Below are 17,196 nucleotides of genomic sequence, written 5' to 3'. Positions count from 1 at the left end.
GTAGCCGACGTCGGCGGGAAGTGAAGTTGGAGCTTCCGCTGGTGCCGACTGCGACGGTAGGGCTGAGAGGCCGGAAGGGCGCAGGGCCGAAAGGCCGGGCGACCGGAAGGCGACCCCCATCACCTGATCCGGACCATGCCGGCGAAGGGAACCCGTCTCGTAGGTCCTTTGCGTGCCCGGGGCCCGCGGCGCTCACGGGGTGGTCGGCGACGTGAGGTCGATCAGGCGGCACACCGTCTCGATGTCGATCTTCACCTGGGCGATCGAGGCCCGGCCCGACAGCCAGGTGACCAGCGCCGAATGCCAGGTGTGCTCGATGACCCGGACCGCCGAGAGCTGCTCGGGGGTCGGGTTCTCCTGGCCCATCGCGTCCAGGATGATCGCCGTCGTCTGACGGGAGACCTGGTCGACCTCCGGGCTCACGCTGCGGTCGGCGAACGTCAGCGCCCGGACCATCGCATCGGCCAGATGGGGCTCGCGCTGCAACGCCCGGAAGGCCCGCATCAGCGTCTCCGCGACCCGCTCGGCCGCCGTCTCGCCCTGCGGGGGCTTCTTCCGCAGCGTGCCGTGCATGTGCTCCAACTGGTCCTGCATCGTGGCGACCAGCAGGTGGATCTTGGACGGGAAGTAGCGGTACAGCGTGCCGAGCGCCACCTGGGAGGACTCCGCGACCTCCCGCATCTGCACGGCGTCGAAGCCGCCCCGGCTGGCCAGCTGCGCACTCGCGTGCAGGATGCGGCGACGGCGGGCCTCCTGCCGTTCCGTGAGGGGCGGGGAGGCGGGGGCTGCCGCTCTGGCTTCCACCTTGGCCGGCTTGTTCACCTTGGCGCTCACCTTGGCTTCCGCGGGCATGTGTCGGTCCCGTTCCGTGACCGTCCGTGAGGACGAGTGATCACACAGCATGGCACGGTGCCGGTCGTGGCGTGAATCACCTGATCCACTGCTCACAGCACCCTTACCTGCCGGTAGATTCGGAGCCTCCGGACGATCAAGTCTGAAACTTGTTCTAGATTAGCGTCCCGGCGTAATCTCGCGGGACAGTGCAGGGAGAAGGGGGCCCGGAGTGACCGCTGAGGCCAGGGAGGCCGGGGCTCCTCAGGCCCCCGCTGCCGACGGCTTGCGACCGCTCGACATCGCGCTCCTCACCTATAAAGGGAACCCGTTCTGTGGTGGCCAGGGCGTCTATGTCCGGCACCTCTCGCGCGAACTGGCCCGCCTCGGCCACCGGGTCGAGGTCATCGGCGCCCAGCCGTACCCCGTCCTCGACGAGGGCCACGCCGGGCTCAGCCTCACCGAGCTGCCCAGCCTCGACCTGTACCGCCAGCCGGATCCTTTCCGCACGCCCGGGCGCGGCGAGTACCGCGACTGGATCGACGCGCTGGAAGTCGCGACGATGTGGACGGGCGGTTTCCCGGAACCCCTGACGTTCTCCCTGCGCGCCCGCCGCCATCTGCGCGCCCGCCGCGGCGAGTTCGACGTCGTGCACGACAACCAGACCCTCGGCTACGGCCTGCTGGGCGATGTCGGCGCGCCCCTGGTGACCACCATCCACCACCCCATCACCGTCGACCGGCAGCTGGAGCTGGACGCGGCGGACGGACGCAAGCGGCGCCTGTCGGTGCGGCGCTGGTACGCCTTCACGCGCATGCAGAAGCGCGTCGCGCGCCGGCTGCCGTCCGTGCTCACCGTGTCCGGCACCTCGCAGCAGGAGATCATCGACCACCTCGGCGTCCGGCGGGACCGCATCCACGTGGTCCACATCGGCGCCGACACCGACCTGTTCTCGCCGGATCCCTCGGTGCCCGTCGTGCCGGGCCGGATCGTGACGACGTCCAGCGCGGACGTGCCGCTGAAGGGCCTGGTGCACCTCGTCGAGGCGCTCGCCAAGGTGCGGACCGAGCACCCCGGCGCCCATCTCGTCGTCGTCGGCAAGCGACCCACCGAAGGACCGGTCGCCCGGGCGATGGAACAGTACGGCCTCGCCGGTGCCGTCGAGTTCGTCAAGGGCATCTCCGACGCGGAACTCGTCGACCTCGTGCGCTCGGCCCAGGTCGCCTGCGTGCCGTCGCTCTACGAGGGTTTCTCGCTCCCGGCCGCCGAGGCCATGGCGACGGGCACGCCCCTGCTCGCCACGACCGGCGGTGCCATACCCGAGGTCGCCGGCCGCGACGGGGAGACGTGCCTGGCGGTACCGCCCGGCGACGCGGGCGCCCTGGCCGCCGGCCTGGACCGCCTGCTGTCCGACGCGGACCTGCGCGCCCGCCTCGGCACGGCCGGACGGGAGCGCGTGCTCCGGCACTTCACCTGGGCCAGGGCCGCGGAGGGCACGGTGGCCCGCTACCGCGAGGCGATCGACCGGGCCGGGGGTCACCACGTGCAGCGGGATTCCGGCCGTTCGGCCCCCACGACGGGTGCTGTATCCACACCCCCCGCAGTCACAGCAGGTGCTGTCTCCGCAGCCCCGGCAGATGTAGAAGGCGTCAACTCCGAAAGCAGGGCCACGTGCTGACCGTCGACTTCTCCCGGTTCCCGCTCGCCCCGGGGGACCGGGTCCTGGACCTCGGCTGCGGGGCCGGACGGCACGCGTTCGAGTGTTACCGGCGCGGCGCGCAGGTCGTGGCGCTGGACCAGAACGCCGAGGAGATCCGCGAGGTCGCGAAGTGGTTCGCGGCGATGAAGGAGGCCGGTGAGGCCCCCGAGGGCGCCACCGCCACCGCGATGGAGGGCGACGCCCTCGCGCTGCCCTTCCCCGACGAGTCCTTCGACGTCGTGATCATCTCCGAGGTCATGGAGCACATCCCGGACGACAAGGGCGTCCTCGCGGAGATGGTGCGGGTGCTGAAGCCCGGCGGGCGCATCGCCGTCACCGTCCCGCGCTACGGCCCCGAGAAGGTCTGCTGGAGCCTCTCCGACGCCTACCACGAGGTCGAGGGCGGCCACATCCGCATCTACAAGGCGGACGAGCTGCTGGCGAAGATCCGCGAGGCCGGACTCAAGCCCTACGGCACGCACCACGCCCACGCCCTGCACTCGCCCTACTGGTGGCTCAAGTGCGCGTTCGGCGTCGACAACGACAAGGCGCTGCCGGTGCGGGCGTACCACAAGCTGCTCGTCTGGGACATCATGAAGAAGCCGCTGGCCACCCGGGTCGCCGAGCAGGCGCTGAACCCGCTGATCGGCAAGAGCTTCGTGGCGTACGCGACCAAGCCGCACCTGCCGCGTCTTGCCGACACCGGGGCGGACGCCACGTGACCACTCCCCGGACGGAACATCTGGTCCTGCCCGGGGTCCTCACCGCAGGGCAGGCCGCCGCGACCGTCGCCGGCATCCTCGCCGTGCAGCGCGAGGACGGTGCGATCCCCTGGTTCCGGGGGCACCACCTCGACCCGTGGGACCACGTCGAGGCGGCCATGGCCCTCGACACGGCCGACGAGCACGAGGCCGCCGAGCGGGCCTACCTGTGGCTGGCCCGGCACCAGAACGAGGACGGCTCCTGGTACGCCGCCTACACCGACGGCGAGGCCGACGCGGTCACCGACCGGGGCCGGGAGACCAACTTCGTCGCCTACATAGCCGTCGGCGTCTGGCACCACTACCTCTCCACCGGCGACGACGCGTTCCTGGACCGGATGTGGCCGGCGGTGTACGCGGCGGTGGAGTTCGTGCTGCGCCTGCAGCAGCCCGGCGGGCAGATCGGCTGGCGCCGCGACGACGACGGCACGGAGACGACGGACGCGCTGCTGACGGGCAGCTCCTCCATCCACCACGCGCTGCGCTGCGCTCTCGCCATCGCCGAGCAGCGCGAAGAGGCCCAACCCGACTGGGAGTTGGCGGCGGGCGCGCTGCGGCACGCCATACGCCACCACCCCGAGCGGTTCCTCGACAAGAACCGGTACTCGATGGACTGGTACTACCCGGTGCTCGGCGGTGCGCTGACCGGCGCGGAGGCCAAGGCCCGCATCGAGGAGGACTGGGACCGGTTCGTCGTACCCGGGCTGGGGGTGCGGTGCGTGGTGCCCAACCCGTGGGTGACGGGGGGCGAGTCGGCCGAACTCGCCCTCGCGTTGTGGGCGATGGGGGAGTCCGACCGGGCGTTGGAGATCCTGCAGTCGATCCAGCACCTGCGTGATCCGGAGAGCGGGCTGTACTGGACCGGGTACGTCTTCGACGACGAGGCGATCTGGCCTCGGGAGTTGACCACGTGGACCGCCGGGTCGCTGTTGCTGGCCGTTGCCGCGTTGGGTGGGCACGAGGCCACGTGCCAGGTGTTCGGCGGGGCCGAGTTGCCTTTCGGGCTTGAGTCGGACTGCTGCGCCTAGGAGCTCGGGGGGCTCGCCTGTTGTGCGGGCGCGGGTAGTGCGGGGTTGATCGCGCAGTTCCCCGCGCCCCTGAGGGGGCGAGCCCCTGAAGGCGTTCTTAGTGCCGGTGTGAAACGCGGTTGGCGATGGCGTGGCCGATGAGCAGGTACACCACCGCTGCCAGGCCGTAGCCGCAGACCACTCGGGCCCAGGCCTCGTCGAACGTGAACAGGTCGTGCGACCAGCCGGCGAGCCAGCGGGCCGCGTCGTGGATGAACTGGACGAACGAGTTGCCGGGGTTGGCGTCCAGCAGGTACATCAGGATCCAGAGACCCAGGATGAGGGCCATGATGTCGGCCACGACCGCCACGATCGTGCCGGCTTGAGTCGCACCGTTGCGATATCGAGGGGACATGTCTTCCGGATTGCCCTTGAACTCTGGATGAAACCCGGGGATTCGCTCAGGAGTTCAACTCCGTGAGAACCCGCAGCGTGTGCGGGTCGGGGCTGAGCACGAGAAGGTCCGTCACCGGGCCCTTGCGCCACACCTCCAGCCGCTCGGCGATCCGTTCGCGCGGGCCGACCAAGGAGATCTCGTCGGCGAAGGCGTCGGGGACCGCCAGCACGGCCTCCTCCCGGCGGCCGGAGAGGAACAGCTCCTGGATGCGGCGGGCCTCGGCCTCGTAGCCCATGCGGGCCATCAGGTCGGCGTGGAAGTTGCGGGCCGCGTGGCCCATGCCGCCGATGTAGAAGCCGAGCATCGCCTTGACGGGCAGCAGGCCTTCGGCGACGTCGTCGCAGACCCGGGCCCGGGCCATCGGCGCGACCAGGAACCCTTCAGGCAGCTCCGCCAGGGCCGGGCCGTAGACCTCGGGCCGGGTCGGCGCCCAGTACAGCGGCAGCCAGCCGTCGGCGATCCGGGTCGTCTGGGCGACGTTCTTCGGGCCCTCCGCGCCCAGCAGGATCGGCAGATCGCCGCGCAACGGGTGGGTGATCGGTTTGAGGGGCTTGCCGAGGCCGGTGGCGTCCGGGCCCCGGTAGGGGTGGGAGTGGAAGCGGCCCGCCAGTTCGACGGGGGCCTCGCGGCGCAGCACCTGCCGCAGGACGTCGACGTACTCGCGGGTGGCGGTGAGCGGCGAGGCGGGGAACGGGCGGCCGTACCAGCCCTCGACGACCTGCGGGCCGGAGAGGCCGAGGCCCAGCATCACGCGGCCGCCGGAGAGGTGGTCCAGGGTGAGGGCGTGCATCGCGGTCGTGGCCGGCGAGCGGGCCGCCATCTGCGCGACCGCCGTGCCGAGGCGGATGCGGGAGGTGTGCGCCGCGATCCAGGTGAGCGGGGTGAAGGCGTCCGAGCCCCAGGACTCCGCCGTCCAGACCGAGTCGTAGCCGAGCCGCTCCGCCTCCTGTGCGAGGGCCACATGGTCGGGGGAGGGGCCGCGGCCCCAGTAGCCGAGCGCGAGACCGAGCCGCATGCCTGCCTCCTGACGGTATGTCAGCTGACGGGGGCGACGACTGTACGGCAACGGCCCCCCGCCCGGAAGGGCGAGGGGCCGTGCGAGAGGTGTGCGGGCTCAGCCGCGCTGGATGCCCGACGTGTCCTGCAGGACGCCGCGGCGGCCGTCCTGTGTCTGGGCGACCAGGGCCGCTCCGCGCTGTTCGACGGCCAGGTACCAGGTACCCGGGGCGAGTTCGGCGATCGGCGTGGGCGAGCCGTCCTCCGCGAACAGCGGCCGCGGCACCGGCACCGCGAACCAGAACGGGGAGAAGTCCCCGGCCGGCGGCTGCGGAGCCTGGGCCTGCGCCGGCTGCGGCTGCTGACCGCCGTACGGCTGCCCCGGCTGCGGCTGGCCGTAGCCGCCGGGCTGCTGCGCGCCCGGGTAGCCGTAACCACCGGGGGGCTGGGCGCCGTAGGGCTGCGGGGCGGCCGGGCGGGGGGCAGGGATGAGGGCGCCCTTGAGCACCGGGACGAGGGGGGTGGCGATGGCGGCGGCGGCCATCAGCAGCGTGGCGACGAGGGCGAGGATCATGCCGACGCCGGGGCTCGGAAGGTAGTCGGCGCGGGTTCCCTCGATGTTGTCGTAGCCGCCGGTCACGTCGAAGACGTTGCCGAGCGCGCTCCACGCGGCGAACACCGTGAAGGCGGCGCCGAACTGGCCGAGCTCGATCCCGGCGATCTTCGGCAGCTGCGGCAGGCCCCGCGCGACGACGACCAGCGCGCCGCCGATGATCCCGGCCAGCACGACGCTGAACACGACCGGGCCGCTGCCCCACAGGCTGGGGAGGTCGACGCTGTCGGGGACATTGTCGAACGAGTAGAGGTCGAGGAACGACGCGATCAACAGCAACACCGCTGCACCGATCACCACGCCGTCGCCCCGAGTGAGGGAGCGGATATTCACTTCAGGTCCTTCGTAGGTCGTCTCATCGTCCGTGGAGGCGTCGCTGTCACCATGCCGCCGTGTGGACTCGGTGTGAAGCGCGGGGGTGGCCCCTCATCGTAAGGAGGACCCTATCGTCCGCCAGGTCAGGGTGTCCGCCGGGATCTACCGGTCCGCAACTACCCGCGCAGAAACATCACGATTCCCTCGGAGATCCCTTGCGCCGCCTTCTGCCGCCAGGCGCCGCTGGTGAGCAACGCCGCGTCCTTGCTATCGCGCATGTTGCCGCACTCGATGAACACCTTGGGAACCGTTGACAGATTGAGACCGCCCAGGTCCTTACGCGTGACGAGACCGCTGCCGTCGCCGATGTAGTTGGAGGGCGCGCTGCCGGTGACCGCGACGAAGCGGCCCGCGACGTGCTCGCCGAGATCGCGGGAGGGGCCGACGATCGCCCGGGTGTCCGCGGCGCCCGCGTGGACCGAGCCGGGCAGGATCACGTGGAAGCCGCGGTTGCCGGCGCCCGAGCCGTCCGCGTGGATCGAGACGACGGCGTCGGCCTTCGCCTGGTTGCCGATCCGGGCCCGCTCGTCCACGCACGGCCCGAACGGCCGGTCGCCGTCCTGCGTCAGCTTCACCGTGGCCCCCTGCTTCTCCAGCAGCGTGCGCATCCGGTGCGCCACGTCCAGCGTGAACCTGGCCTCGGTGTAACCGTCGTTGGTGGACGTGCCCGTGGTGTCGCACTCCTTGGAGTTCGTCCCGATGTCCACCTTGCGGTTGATCTCGGACGCGTGCTGGAAGTTGCCCGGGTTGTGCCCCGGGTCGACGACGACGACCTTGCCCTTGAGCGGGCCGGAGGCAGCGGGCGCGGAGGCGGAGGGGGTGCCCGTGGGGTCCGGCGAGGCGCTCGGCTTCTTGGCGTCGTCGGAGGGCGCGCCCGACGCGGCGGGCGAGGAGGACCGCACGGTCGCCCGCCCCGAACCCCCGTCGTCCCCGGAGCCGCCCACCGTCTCGTACACCAGCCAGCCGAGCAGCGCCCCCGGCACCAGCGCGGCGAGCGCGACGGTCAGGGGGCCGCGGCGGGGGCGGCGGGGCTGGGGAGGTTCGAAGTCCGGGCCTACGTACGACACGCCTGCCACCCTAGCGGCCGTCGGCAGGGGCGGCGGGCCGAGGAGGGCCCGGCGGGTGGTGGCCGGGTCGGCGGGTGGTGGCCTGGCTGACGGGTTCTGGCGTGGCCGACGGGTATGGGCCGGGTCGTGTCCGCCGTCGTCCCGTCGTCCGCCCGGAGAGGGGCGAGCGGGACGTCGCTGACCCGGCCTACGCCCCGTTCCCGCCGTCGCCCCCGTGCCGTACCGCCTCCTTCACCCGCGCCTCCACCTCCTGACGCGGTGTGCCCTCCTGCTTCGCGTACCCGGTCACCGCCGCCTGGACGTCCCGGGCGAGATCGCGCCAGGCGCGCCAGGCCGTCTCCCAGGTGGTGGTCTGCCGGTCGCTCCACTTGGTCTGGGTGGGCGGCCCGTACGCGTCCTGGAGGTGACGCACGCGGGCGTACGCCTCGTCCGCCGCGCGCTGCTTCTCCACGAGCTCTTCGAAGGTGTGTGCCACGCGCCCGGATCCTTGGGCAGTGGCTCCCGCCCGCCGACGCGCCACGCCGCCCGTGGGCCGACCGAGAAGGGGTGTCGGGGGTGCGGTTCACCCGCCCAGCCGCCCAGCGCGTGCCGGTGCGTCAGATGCCCGGGCCCGTGCGCCGCAGCACCCGCAGCGAGTCCGTCGCCGAGACCTCGGTGAACGCGCCGGAGGCGAGGGCCCTCAGGTAGATCCGGTAGGGGGCCTGGCCGGTGAACTCGTCCTGCGGGTCGGGGAAGACGTCGTGGATGAGCAGCAGACCGCCCTCGGCGACATGCGGCGCCCAGCCCTCGTAGTCGGCCGTGGCGTGCTCGTCGGTGTGGCCGCCGTCGATGAAGACGAACCCCAGCGGCGTCCGCCAGAACGCGGCGATCCGCGGGGAACGCCCCACCAGCGCCACCACGTGCTCCTCCAGGCCCGCCCGGTGGAGCGTGCGGCGGAACGTGGGCAGCGTGTCCATCAGGCCGATCTCGGGGTCGACCGTCTCCGGGTCGTGGTACTCCCAGCCCGGCTGCTGCTCCTCGCTGCCGCGGTGGTGGTCGACGGTGAGCGCGCCGACCCCGGCCGCGCGGGCCGCGTCGGCGAGCAGGATCGTGGACCGGCCGCAGTAGGTGCCGACCTCCAGCAGCGGCAGCCCGAGCCGCCCGGCCTCCACGGCCGCCGCGTACAGCGCCAGGCCCTCACCGACGGGCATGAACCCCTTCGCCGCCTCGAACGCGGCCAGGATCTCGGGCTTCGGGGCCGCGGGCATGGGGTTCCTCTCGGTGGTACGACGGTTCGGGCGCCATCGTGCCGTACCCCCTGCCGCGAGCACGACAGGGGGTACCGGTGAGGAGCAGCGTCAGGCCGAGACCGTCTCGCCCGGGAGCGACAGGTCCAGGTCGATCGGGCGCTCGTCGCCCGCGTGGGTCGCGGACGAGGCGAGCGGGCCGTGGCCCGTGGCCCGGGCGGCCACCACGTAGGAGCCCTGGGCGGGGACGATGAGCGCGTAGCTGCCGTCCTCGGCGGAGAGCGTCGCACCGGCCTGACGGCCGCGGCGGTCGATCAGCGTGACCTTGGCGCGGGCGACGGGGGAGCCGTCGGCGCCCAGCACCCGGCCCTGGAAACCGCGCAGCACCTGCTCGGCACGCTCCAGCGCCGCGTCCTCCTCGCTGCCGGCGCGCAGCTGCGGCTTGTTCGACGACCGGCTGCCCGGCAGGAACAGCGCCAGGAGCAGGCCCACGGCCACCGCGCCCGTCGCGATCAGGAAGGAGACCCGGAAGCCGTGCATGGTCGGGATCTCGACGCCGCCGACGTTGTTCGCGGTGTTCGCCAGCACCATGCCGATCACGGCGCTGGAGACCGAGGTGCCGATGGAGCGCATCAGGGTGTTGAGGCCGTTGGCCGCACCCGTCTCCGACGCCGGGACGGCGCCCACGATCAGGGCGGGCAGCGAGGAGTAGGCGAGGCCGATGCCCGCGCCCAGGAGGACCGAGATGACCAGGCTCTGCCAGGCGGCGCTCATCAGGCCGAGGCCGGCGCCGTAGCCGATCGCGATGATCAGCAGGCCGAGGATCAGGGTGAACTTGGGGCCGTACTTCGCGGACAGCCGGGCGTAGACGGGCGCCGTGAACATCATCGTCAGGCCGAGCGGCGCGACGAGCAGCCCCGCGACGACCATCGACTGGCCGAGGCCGTAGCCGGTGGACGTCGGCAGCTGGAGCAGCTGCGGCAGGACCAGGGAGACGACGTAGAAGGAGACGCCGACCATGATCGAGGCGAGGTTGGTGAAGAGGACGGCCGGGCGGGCCGTGGTGCGCAGGTCGACCAGCGGGGCCTTCAGGCGCAGCTCCATCACGCCCCACAGCACGAGCACCAGCGCCGAGGCGGCGAACAGGCCGAGGGTGGTGCCGGAGGCCCAGCCCCAGTCGCTGCCCTTGGTGATCGGCAGCAGGAACAGCACGAGTCCGGCGGACAGGCCGAGCGCGCCCGGCAGGTCGAAGGAGCCCTTGGCGCGCATCGGGGACTCCGGCACGACGAGAAGGGTGAGGGCGATGGCCAGGACGCCGAGGCCGGCGGCCCCGTAGTAGAGGGCGTGCCAGTCGCTGTGCTGGGCGACCAGGGCGGCGGCGGGCAGGGCGAGGCCGCCGCCGACGCCGATGGAGGAACTCATCAGGGCCATCGCCGAGCCGAGCTTCTCGCGGGGCAGCATGTCGCGCATCAGGCCGATGCCGAGCGGGATCGCGCCCATCGCGAAGCCCTGCAGCGTACGGCCGGCGATCATGAGCAGCAGGTCGCTGGTGAGCGCGCTGACCAAGGCGCCGACGACCATCACGGCCAGGCTCAGGATCAGCATGCGGCGCTTGCCGTAGAGGTCGCCGAGGCGGCCCATGATCGGGGTGGCCACCGCTCCCGAGAGGAGGGTCGAGGTGAGGACCCAGGTGGCGTTGCTGGGGGCGGTGTCCAGCAGTTGCGGCAGATCCTTGATCACCGGGACGAGCAGGGTCTGCATCACCGCGACAACGATGCCCGCGAAGGCGAGCACCGGGACCACGGCCCCGCTCGCTCTGCCGGCGGGGCGGTCTGTCGTCGTCTGCGTCATTGAGGAGGGCCTCCAGGCCGGGGAGCGTCGGGTTACGTGGAGTCTGAACCTTGTATGTCCAGGCAACTATTCCGTTGCTTTGGCACCCTAACGAAAACTTGACCTTTCCTTGGTCCTGGCGGGGGATTGCGGGGGGATCCGTGGCGGTTTGTCCGGAGGCCTAGGTCCCCGGACCGAGAACCGGGCCCTGCGAAATCCCGATGCAAGGGGCGCAAGGGCGTTGAGAGCATGACACCCATGCTCGAATCCGCCGATGCCGCCACCGCCCGACGCCCCCGCATGTCCCGACTCCCCCGACCGCCCCGGCTGCGTCCGCGCGGAACGCCGCCGATGTGGCTCGTGGTGGCGCTCACGTGCGCCGGGCAGTTCCTCGTCGTGCTGGACGTGTCCGTCGTCAACGTGGCGCTGCCGTCGATGCGGACCGGACTGGGGCTCAGCGAGCAGGGCCTGCAGTGGGTGGTGAACGCCTACGCCATCGCCTTCGCCGGATTCATGCTGCTCGGCGGACGCGCCGGGGACCTCTACGGCCGCAAGCGGATGTTCCTCGTCGGGCTCGGCCTGTTCACCCTGGCCTCCGCCGCGGGCGGTCTCGCGCAGGACGACTGGCAGCTGCTGGTGGCGCGGGCCGTGCAGGGGCTCGGCGCGGCGGTGCTGGCGCCCTCGACGCTGACGATCCTCACGGCGTCGGTGCCGGAGGGCGCCGCGAGGGCCCGGGCCATCGGGACCTGGACGGCCGTCGGGGCCGGTGGCGGCGCGGCGGGAGGTCTGGTCGGCGGGCTGCTGGTGGAGACGCTCTCCTGGCGCTGGGTGCTGCTGATCAACGTGCCCGTCGGGGCCGTGGTGCTGTGCGCCGCCGCCTGGTTCCTCACCGAGGGCCGCGCCGGGGACGGCCGCCGCCTCGACCTGCCGGGCGCGCTCCTCGTCACGGCCGGTCTCGGCACGCTGGCCTACGGCATCTCCCAGACGGAGGCGGCGGGCTGGACGGCACCGGCCACCCTGCTGCCGCTGCTCGCCGGGCTGGTCCTCCTCGGGGCGTTCCTGGCGGTCGAGGCCCGCACGGCGAGCCCGCTGATGCCGCTCGGCCTCCTGCGCCTGCGCTCGGTCTCCTCGGCGAACGTCTCGATGTTCCTGTGCGGCTCCGCGATGTTCTGCATGTGGTTCTTCATGACCCTCTACGCGCAGAACGTCCTCGGCTACACCCCGATCGAGGCCGGCCTCGCCCTCGTCCCGAGCTCCCTCGCCGTCATCCTCGGCTCCAAGCTCGCACCGCGCCTGATGCGGCCGGTCGGTCCGCGCAACGTCGCCGCCCTCGGAACCCTGGTCGCCGTGGCCGGATTCGCCTGGCAGTCCACGATGACCTCCGACGGCTCCTACGCCACGGCGATCCTCGTCCCCGGCGTCCTCATGATGCTCGGCGCGGGCCTGGCGGCGACCCCCCTCGCCTCCCTGGCCACCTCCGGCGCCGCCCCCGAGGAGGCGGGCCTGGTCTCCGGCCTCGTCAACACGTCCCGCACGATGGGCGGTTCCCTGGGTCTGGCGGTCCTGTCCACCCTCGCGGCAGCCGAGTCGGCGGGCAGCACGACCCCCGAGGCCCTGACCGAGGGCTACGCCCTCGCGTTCCGCGTCGGAGCGGGGGTCCTGACGGCCGGGGTCGTGCTGATGTGGCTGTGGCTGCCACGGCGGGCGGCCCAGGCGCCGTAAGAGACGCGGGGTTACAGCCAGCCCTGGCGGCGGGCCTCGCGGAGGGCTTCCATGCGGTTGCGGGTGGCCGTCTTGCCGATCGCGGAGGAGAGGTAGTTGCGGACGGTGGACTCCGAGAGGTGGAGCCTGGCCGCGATGTCGGCGACCGTGGCGCCGTCCGCGGAGGCCTTGAGCGCGTCGCTCTCGCGTGCCGTGAGGGGGTTGGGGCCCGCGCTGAGGGCGGCGGTGGCCAGGGCCGGGTCGACGACCGTCTCGCCCGCCAGGACCCGGCGGACGGCGGCCGCGAGTTCCTCCACGGGGCCGTCCTTGACCAGGAAACCGGCCGCTCCCGCCTCCATGGCGCGGCGCAGGTAGCCGGGGCGGCCGAAGGTCGTCAGGATCAGCACGCGGCAGTCGGGGACTCGGACGCGCAGGTCCGCCGCGGCGTCCAGACCGCTCCTGCCCGGCAGTTCGATGTCGAGGAGGGCCACGTCCGGACGGTGGGCGAGGGCCGCGTCCAGGATCGCGTCTCCCGCGGCCACCTGCGCGACGACCTCGATGTCGTCCTCCATCCCCAGCAGCAGCGCGAGCGCACCGCGCATCATCCCCTGGTCCTCCGCGAGCAGCACGCGGATGCGCCGGCCGGTCACGGGCCCGGGGCGGGGCGGGCCGTGTCCAGCAGCGAGGCCAGCGTCCGCGTGAAGGACGCCGCCGAGTGGTCCGCGTGGTCGCGGATGCGCGCCGCGACCGTGTCGGCGCCCCCGCCCTCCAGGAGGCCGACGATCCGGTCCAGGTCCTGCCCGTGCCCCTCCTGGGTGGTCAGGTAGAAGTCCGTCGCGTCGTACGCCATGTGGAAGACGTGCTTCTTCACATCGCTCAGCGTCAGATAGTCGTCGTGCGTCTTGGGGGTCGGCTCGGGCGCGCCGACGCACACCGCAGGGGTACCGGCGCCCCAGGCGTTGACGGCCAGGTGGTACGTGTCCGTGATGACCAGCCGGTAGCGGGGCAGGACCCCGACCAGATCGCCGACCGTGGGACTCCCCGGGCGGGCCGCGATGTGGCCGACCGCGGCGGGGACGTCCCGGTCGAACCAGGGCAGCCACTCCAGCGGGGCGCCCAGCCGGTCGGACAGGCCCTGGCAGAAGGCGGGCAGCCAGTCGGGGATCGGCGTACGGGCGCCCAGGAAGACGCCGATGGCCCCGCCCTCGGGCACCGACCGGGACCACTGCGAGACCGGGAGGTGGTCGAGGTCGCCGGGGCGGGACAGCAGCGCGGCGTCCGATCCGAAGTGGTCGGTCGTACGGTCCCGGCGCAGATGCGCGATCTTCGCCGCCGAGAGCGGATCCCGCACCCACATCCGGTGGCTGTGCGTCACCAGGCGGGAGAACAGCGGGCCGTACTCCTTGTCCTCGTAGTCGGACTGCGTGTTGTGCAGGATCGTCCCGCCGTAGCTGAGGGTCCGTGCGAGGACCTCGTCCGGCTGGTCGGCCAGGAGCAGGGCCCGGTTCAGCTGCGCCCGGGCGTCGTCCCGGTCCGTGGCGAAGCCGAAGTCGAGCAGGCGGTTCGTCGCGTCTTGGGCCAGGTAGTGCCGGGTGTGCAGGAAGTCGCCCCAGAAGACGACCGCGTCATGGTCGCGGAGCGTGTCGAGGTGCTCGGCCAGCGGATGGAAGCGGAACGGGAAGGCGGTGCCGCGCGCACCCTCGCGCAGCGGCACGGTCTCCGGCGTGTGCAGCGTGTACCAGGTGGCGTCGAACGCGGTGTCCATCCGCCGCCGCAGGGACTCGAACGCCAAGTCCACGGTCAGCATGCCCGTGTTGCGGTACCCGATGTTCGGCGCGGTGATGACGGCGACGCGTCCCATGTGCTCCCGTTCCCCTAGGGCCCTCAACCGTTCCCGGCGGCCTCGACGTGTGGTCGCGCGGACCACCGGCCAACGTACACGTCCGGGTCGTTGCGGAAGCCCGCCGCCCCCGACCCCTCCGGCCGCTCCTCCGCCGCGTCCGCCGGAAGCTCCGCCGCCACCGCGAAGCCGCCCCTGGCCCGCGACCCCGCGTTCAGCGAGCCACCCGCCGCCGCGAGCCGCTCCGTCAGGCCGGTCAGCCCTGTGCCGGCGGAGTCGACCCTTGTACGGGTGGAATCGGCCTCTGTGCGGGCGGAGCCGGTGAGTCCTGTGCTGTGGGGACCGGCGCCCGTGCGGGCGGAGCCGGTGAGTCCTGTGCTGTGGGGACCGGCGCCCGTGCGGGCGGAGCCGGTGAGTCCTGTGCCGTCACAGTTGCTCAGCCCCTTGCCGTCGGAACCCGTAGGTGCCGCGTCGCAGCGCAGCACCGTGTCCCCGGCGACGGCCCCGCCACCGTCGTCCACAACCGTCAGCCGTACCCGCTCCCCGCCTCCCGCCAGCGTGATCTCGCAGCGCCCCGCCCCGCTGTGCCGGACGACGTTGGTGACCGCCTCCCGGACCACCCAGCCCAGCAGTGCCTCCGTCTGCGGCCCGGGCGGCGGGCCGGAGCGGCTCACCACGAGCGTGATGCCCGCCGCCGTCAGGACCGAGCGGGCCCGGTCGAGTTCCGCGGCGAGGCTGCCCTGCCGGTAGCCGCTCACCGCCTCGCGGATCTCCGTCAGGGCCTGCCGGCCCACCGCCTCGATGTCGGTGATCTGGGCCAGCGCCGCGTCCAGGTCGCGGCCGGCCAGCCGACGGGCCGCCTCCGACTTCACGACGATCACCGACATCGTGTGCCCGAGCAGGTCGTGCAGGTCGCGGGAGAAGCGCAGCCGTTCCTTCTCGACCGCCCGGTGGGCCAGCTCCTCACGGGCGGCGCGCAGTTCGCGCACCGCCTCGGAGAGCCGCATGATCGCGGCCGTCACCATCGTGGAGATCCAGGTGGCGTACGCGATGTCGAGGCCGCCCCAGCCGTCGTGGAACCAGGCCACCGCGCCCGCCAGTACCGCCAGGACCGTACCGGCGGGCCGCAGGTGCCTCAGCCGCAGGGCCGCGCCGGTCGCCAGGCCGAGCAGGGGGAAGAACAGCAGCCAGTTGCCGCCGTAGCCGGCGGCGAGCGCGCAGGTCACGGCCGCCAGCAGGGCGAGTGCGACCCGGGTGGACAGGGCCTCGCGCGTCCGCTTGTCGAACGAGCGGAACGCCACGTAGATGTACAGGCTGTTGAAGGTCAGCAGGCCCAGGCCGCCGATCCACGGGTCCGCGGCGCGGCCCTCGAAGAGGTTGGAGAAGGCGCCCATCCCCAGCAGCAGCCACGGCAGCAGGGTGAACCCGGTGGGCGGCGGGCCGGCGGCCGCGTCGGGTCCGCCCGCTTTCCGGGCCGCCCGACACTCGGCCTTGAGCCGGCCCTTGTTCGCCTTGTAGTAGCGCTGGTGCTCCCGGGCCTCACGGACATCCGACCGCATGGCCTCGAACCGGCACCTGACCTTGTCTCTCCAGGACATCTCCCCCTCCTTCGTCCCGACCGCGCCGGCGAACGGCACGACCCGCCGGGCCCGCGTGGTCATGGCAACGACGGTACGGACCCGCCGGGCCGCGCGGCAGATGCGCTTGTACGGACCGCGGCAGGACATATGTCATCGCCCGCCGATCTGACACGGCGTCAGGAGTCTTCACAACTGCCGGGGCCTCGGCTATACAGAGGGCGCGGGACTGGAACGCGTTTCAGTTCGCGTCCCGGTCCGGTCCCAGACGGCCTCGGTGCGGCCGACGGTGCGGACGGCCGTACCGAGGTCCTTCCTCCGGCGATCAGGAGCCCCATGCCCATCGACGCAGCCAAGGCGCTCGCCGCCGCACCCCGGACCGGCGAACTCTCCTGGGACCCCAAGGACGTGCAGCTCTACCACCTGGGCATCGGCGCGGGCAGCCCCGCCACCGACCCCGACGAACTGCGCTACACCCTGGAGACCCGGCTGCACGTCCTGCCGAGCTTCGCCACCGCCGCCGGCGGCGGAAAGCCCGGCGTCACCAGCGGGCTGTCCATGCCCGGCGTCGAGGTCGACCTGGCCCGCGTCCTGCACGGCGGCCAGAACCTCGTCATCCACCGGCCCATCCCGGCCACGGGCACCGCCACCGCGACCAACCGGATCGCCGCCGTGTACGACAAGGGCACCGCGGCCGTCCTCGTGCTGCGCACCGACGTCGCGGACACCGAAGGCCCGTTGTGGACCAACGACGCCCAGATCTTCATCCGCGGCGAGGGCGGCTGGGGCGGCGACCGCGGCCCCTCCGCCCGCCTCGAACCCCCCGTCGGGCAGCCCGACCGGACCGTCGAACGGCCGGTCCGCGACGACCAGGCCCTGCTCTACCGCCTCTCCGGTGACTTCAACCCGCTGCACGCCGACCCGGAGTTCGCCAAGGTCGCCGGATTCGAGCGGCCCATCCTGCACGGCCTGTGCACCTACGGCATCACGCTCAAGGCGGTCGTCGACACCCTGCTCGGCGGGGACGTGACCCGGGTGCGCTCCTACGCCACCCGGTTCGCCGGGGTCGTGTACCCGGGGGAGACCCTGCGGATCCGCATGTGGCACACACCCGGCTCCACCCGGGTCGCCGTCAGTGCCGTCGAGCGCGAGGACGCTCCCGTCCTCGCCGACACCGTCGTCGAACACACCTGAACCACCACGCCGTACGAGGGGA

16 protein-coding genes are annotated in these 17,196 nt (G+C 72.6%); 5 read left to right on the top strand and 11 right to left on the bottom strand.

Annotated features, from left to right (window positions below; translation table 11 throughout):
• Window positions 1-192: 192 nt before the first annotated feature.
• Entirely contained in the window at window positions 193-852 is a 660-nt protein-coding gene (locus FDO69_RS35395) for a TetR family transcriptional regulator (protein WP_104786734.1), read from the bottom strand.
• 211 nt (window positions 853-1,063) lie between these two features.
• Here FDO69_RS35395 and FDO69_RS35390 point away from each other — a divergent pair, with 211 nt between their 5' ends.
• From FDO69_RS35390 to FDO69_RS35380, 3 genes are read left to right on the top strand one after another with little or no spacing between them, the layout of a single operon-like run.
• Window positions 1,064-2,509 (top strand): glycosyltransferase family 4 protein, encoded by a 1,446-nt coding sequence (locus FDO69_RS35390; RefSeq protein ID WP_104786731.1) that lies wholly within the window; start codon window positions 1,064-1,066, stop codon window positions 2,507-2,509.
• The gene (locus FDO69_RS35385) at window positions 2,503-3,252 is read left to right on the top strand and encodes a class I SAM-dependent methyltransferase (protein ID WP_104786729.1); all 750 of its coding nucleotides are present in this window, start codon (window positions 2,503-2,505) and stop codon (window positions 3,250-3,252) included. The genes FDO69_RS35390 and FDO69_RS35385 overlap by 7 nt, the downstream gene beginning before the upstream one ends.
• The gene (locus tag FDO69_RS35380) at window positions 3,249-4,319 is read left to right on the top strand and encodes a prenyltransferase/squalene oxidase repeat-containing protein (RefSeq protein WP_104786726.1); all 1,071 of its coding nucleotides are present in this window, start codon (window positions 3,249-3,251) and stop codon (window positions 4,317-4,319) included. The genes FDO69_RS35385 and FDO69_RS35380 overlap by 4 nt, the downstream gene beginning before the upstream one ends.
• 97 nt (window positions 4,320-4,416) lie before the next feature.
• On the opposite strand, the gene FDO69_RS35375 is transcribed toward FDO69_RS35380, so the two are convergent.
• The 7 genes from FDO69_RS35375 to FDO69_RS35345 all read right to left on the bottom strand — a co-directional run bounded on the left by FDO69_RS35375 (window position 4,417) and on the right by FDO69_RS35345 (window position 10,883).
• Window positions 4,417-4,713 (bottom strand): hypothetical protein, encoded by a 297-nt coding sequence (locus FDO69_RS35375; protein WP_104786724.1) that lies wholly within the window; start codon window positions 4,711-4,713, stop codon window positions 4,417-4,419.
• 46 nt (window positions 4,714-4,759) lie between these two features.
• Window positions 4,760-5,770 carry an LLM class F420-dependent oxidoreductase gene (locus FDO69_RS35370; protein WP_104786721.1) on the bottom strand — a complete coding sequence of 337 codons (1,011 nt, stop codon included), beginning with the start codon at window positions 5,768-5,770 and terminating at the stop codon, window positions 4,760-4,762.
• A 99-nt stretch (window positions 5,771-5,869) separates the two neighbouring features.
• The gene (locus tag FDO69_RS35365) at window positions 5,870-6,697 is read right to left on the bottom strand and encodes a DUF5336 domain-containing protein (RefSeq protein WP_104786718.1); all 828 of its coding nucleotides are present in this window, start codon (window positions 6,695-6,697) and stop codon (window positions 5,870-5,872) included.
• Window positions 6,698-6,855: 158 nt separating this feature from the next.
• The gene (locus FDO69_RS35360; protein ID WP_104786716.1) at window positions 6,856-7,806 is read right to left on the bottom strand and encodes an N-acetylmuramoyl-L-alanine amidase; all 951 of its coding nucleotides are present in this window, start codon (window positions 7,804-7,806) and stop codon (window positions 6,856-6,858) included.
• Between the two features lie 187 nt (window positions 7,807-7,993).
• Window positions 7,994-8,281, bottom strand: a complete 288-nt coding sequence (locus FDO69_RS35355) for a hypothetical protein (RefSeq protein ID WP_104786714.1) — start codon at window positions 8,279-8,281, stop codon at window positions 7,994-7,996.
• A gap of 121 nt (window positions 8,282-8,402) precedes the next feature.
• Window positions 8,403-9,053 carry a class I SAM-dependent methyltransferase gene (locus tag FDO69_RS35350; protein WP_104786711.1) on the bottom strand — a complete coding sequence of 217 codons (651 nt, stop codon included), beginning with the start codon at window positions 9,051-9,053 and terminating at the stop codon, window positions 8,403-8,405.
• Between the two features lie 90 nt (window positions 9,054-9,143).
• Complete coding sequence (locus FDO69_RS35345; protein WP_104786708.1) at window positions 9,144-10,883, bottom strand: MFS transporter; 1,740 nt, start codon at window positions 10,881-10,883, stop codon at window positions 9,144-9,146.
• 228 nt (window positions 10,884-11,111) lie between these two features.
• On the opposite strand from FDO69_RS35345, the gene FDO69_RS35340 reads away from it, so the two are divergent.
• Window positions 11,112-12,584 (top strand): MFS transporter, encoded by a 1,473-nt coding sequence (locus FDO69_RS35340; protein WP_420878568.1) that lies wholly within the window; start codon window positions 11,112-11,114, stop codon window positions 12,582-12,584.
• Between the two features lie 11 nt (window positions 12,585-12,595).
• On the opposite strand, the gene FDO69_RS35335 is transcribed toward FDO69_RS35340, so the two are convergent.
• Genes FDO69_RS35335 through FDO69_RS35325 form a run of 3 tightly spaced genes read right to left on the bottom strand, consistent with a single transcriptional unit; the run spans window position 12,596 to window position 16,001 of the window.
• Window positions 12,596-13,213 carry a response regulator transcription factor gene (locus FDO69_RS35335; RefSeq protein ID WP_104786706.1) on the bottom strand — a complete coding sequence of 206 codons (618 nt, stop codon included), beginning with the start codon at window positions 13,211-13,213 and terminating at the stop codon, window positions 12,596-12,598.
• Window positions 13,210-14,424: a hypothetical protein gene (locus FDO69_RS35330; protein WP_104786703.1), complete on the bottom strand. Its 1,215-nt coding sequence runs from the start codon at window positions 14,422-14,424 to the stop codon at window positions 13,210-13,212. The genes FDO69_RS35335 and FDO69_RS35330 overlap by 4 nt, the downstream gene beginning before the upstream one ends.
• 23 nt (window positions 14,425-14,447) lie before the next feature.
• On the bottom strand, window positions 14,448-16,001 hold the full coding sequence (locus FDO69_RS35325; RefSeq protein ID WP_170320989.1) for a sensor histidine kinase: 1,554 nt from the start codon (window positions 15,999-16,001) through the stop codon (window positions 14,448-14,450).
• Between the two features lie 315 nt (window positions 16,002-16,316).
• Here FDO69_RS35325 and FDO69_RS35320 point away from each other — a divergent pair, with 315 nt between their 5' ends.
• Window positions 16,317-17,174, top strand: a complete 858-nt coding sequence (locus FDO69_RS35320) for a MaoC/PaaZ C-terminal domain-containing protein (RefSeq protein ID WP_104786700.1) — start codon at window positions 16,317-16,319, stop codon at window positions 17,172-17,174.
• Window positions 17,175-17,196 lie beyond the last annotated feature (22 nt).

Source organism: Streptomyces tibetensis, from assembly GCF_007655005.1.
In the GTDB taxonomy this organism is placed as follows: domain Bacteria; phylum Actinomycetota; class Actinomycetes; order Streptomycetales; family Streptomycetaceae; genus Streptomyces; species Streptomyces tibetensis.
Note: the sequence above shows the minus strand (reverse complement) of the source record. Positions and strands in the feature narration are given on the sequence as shown.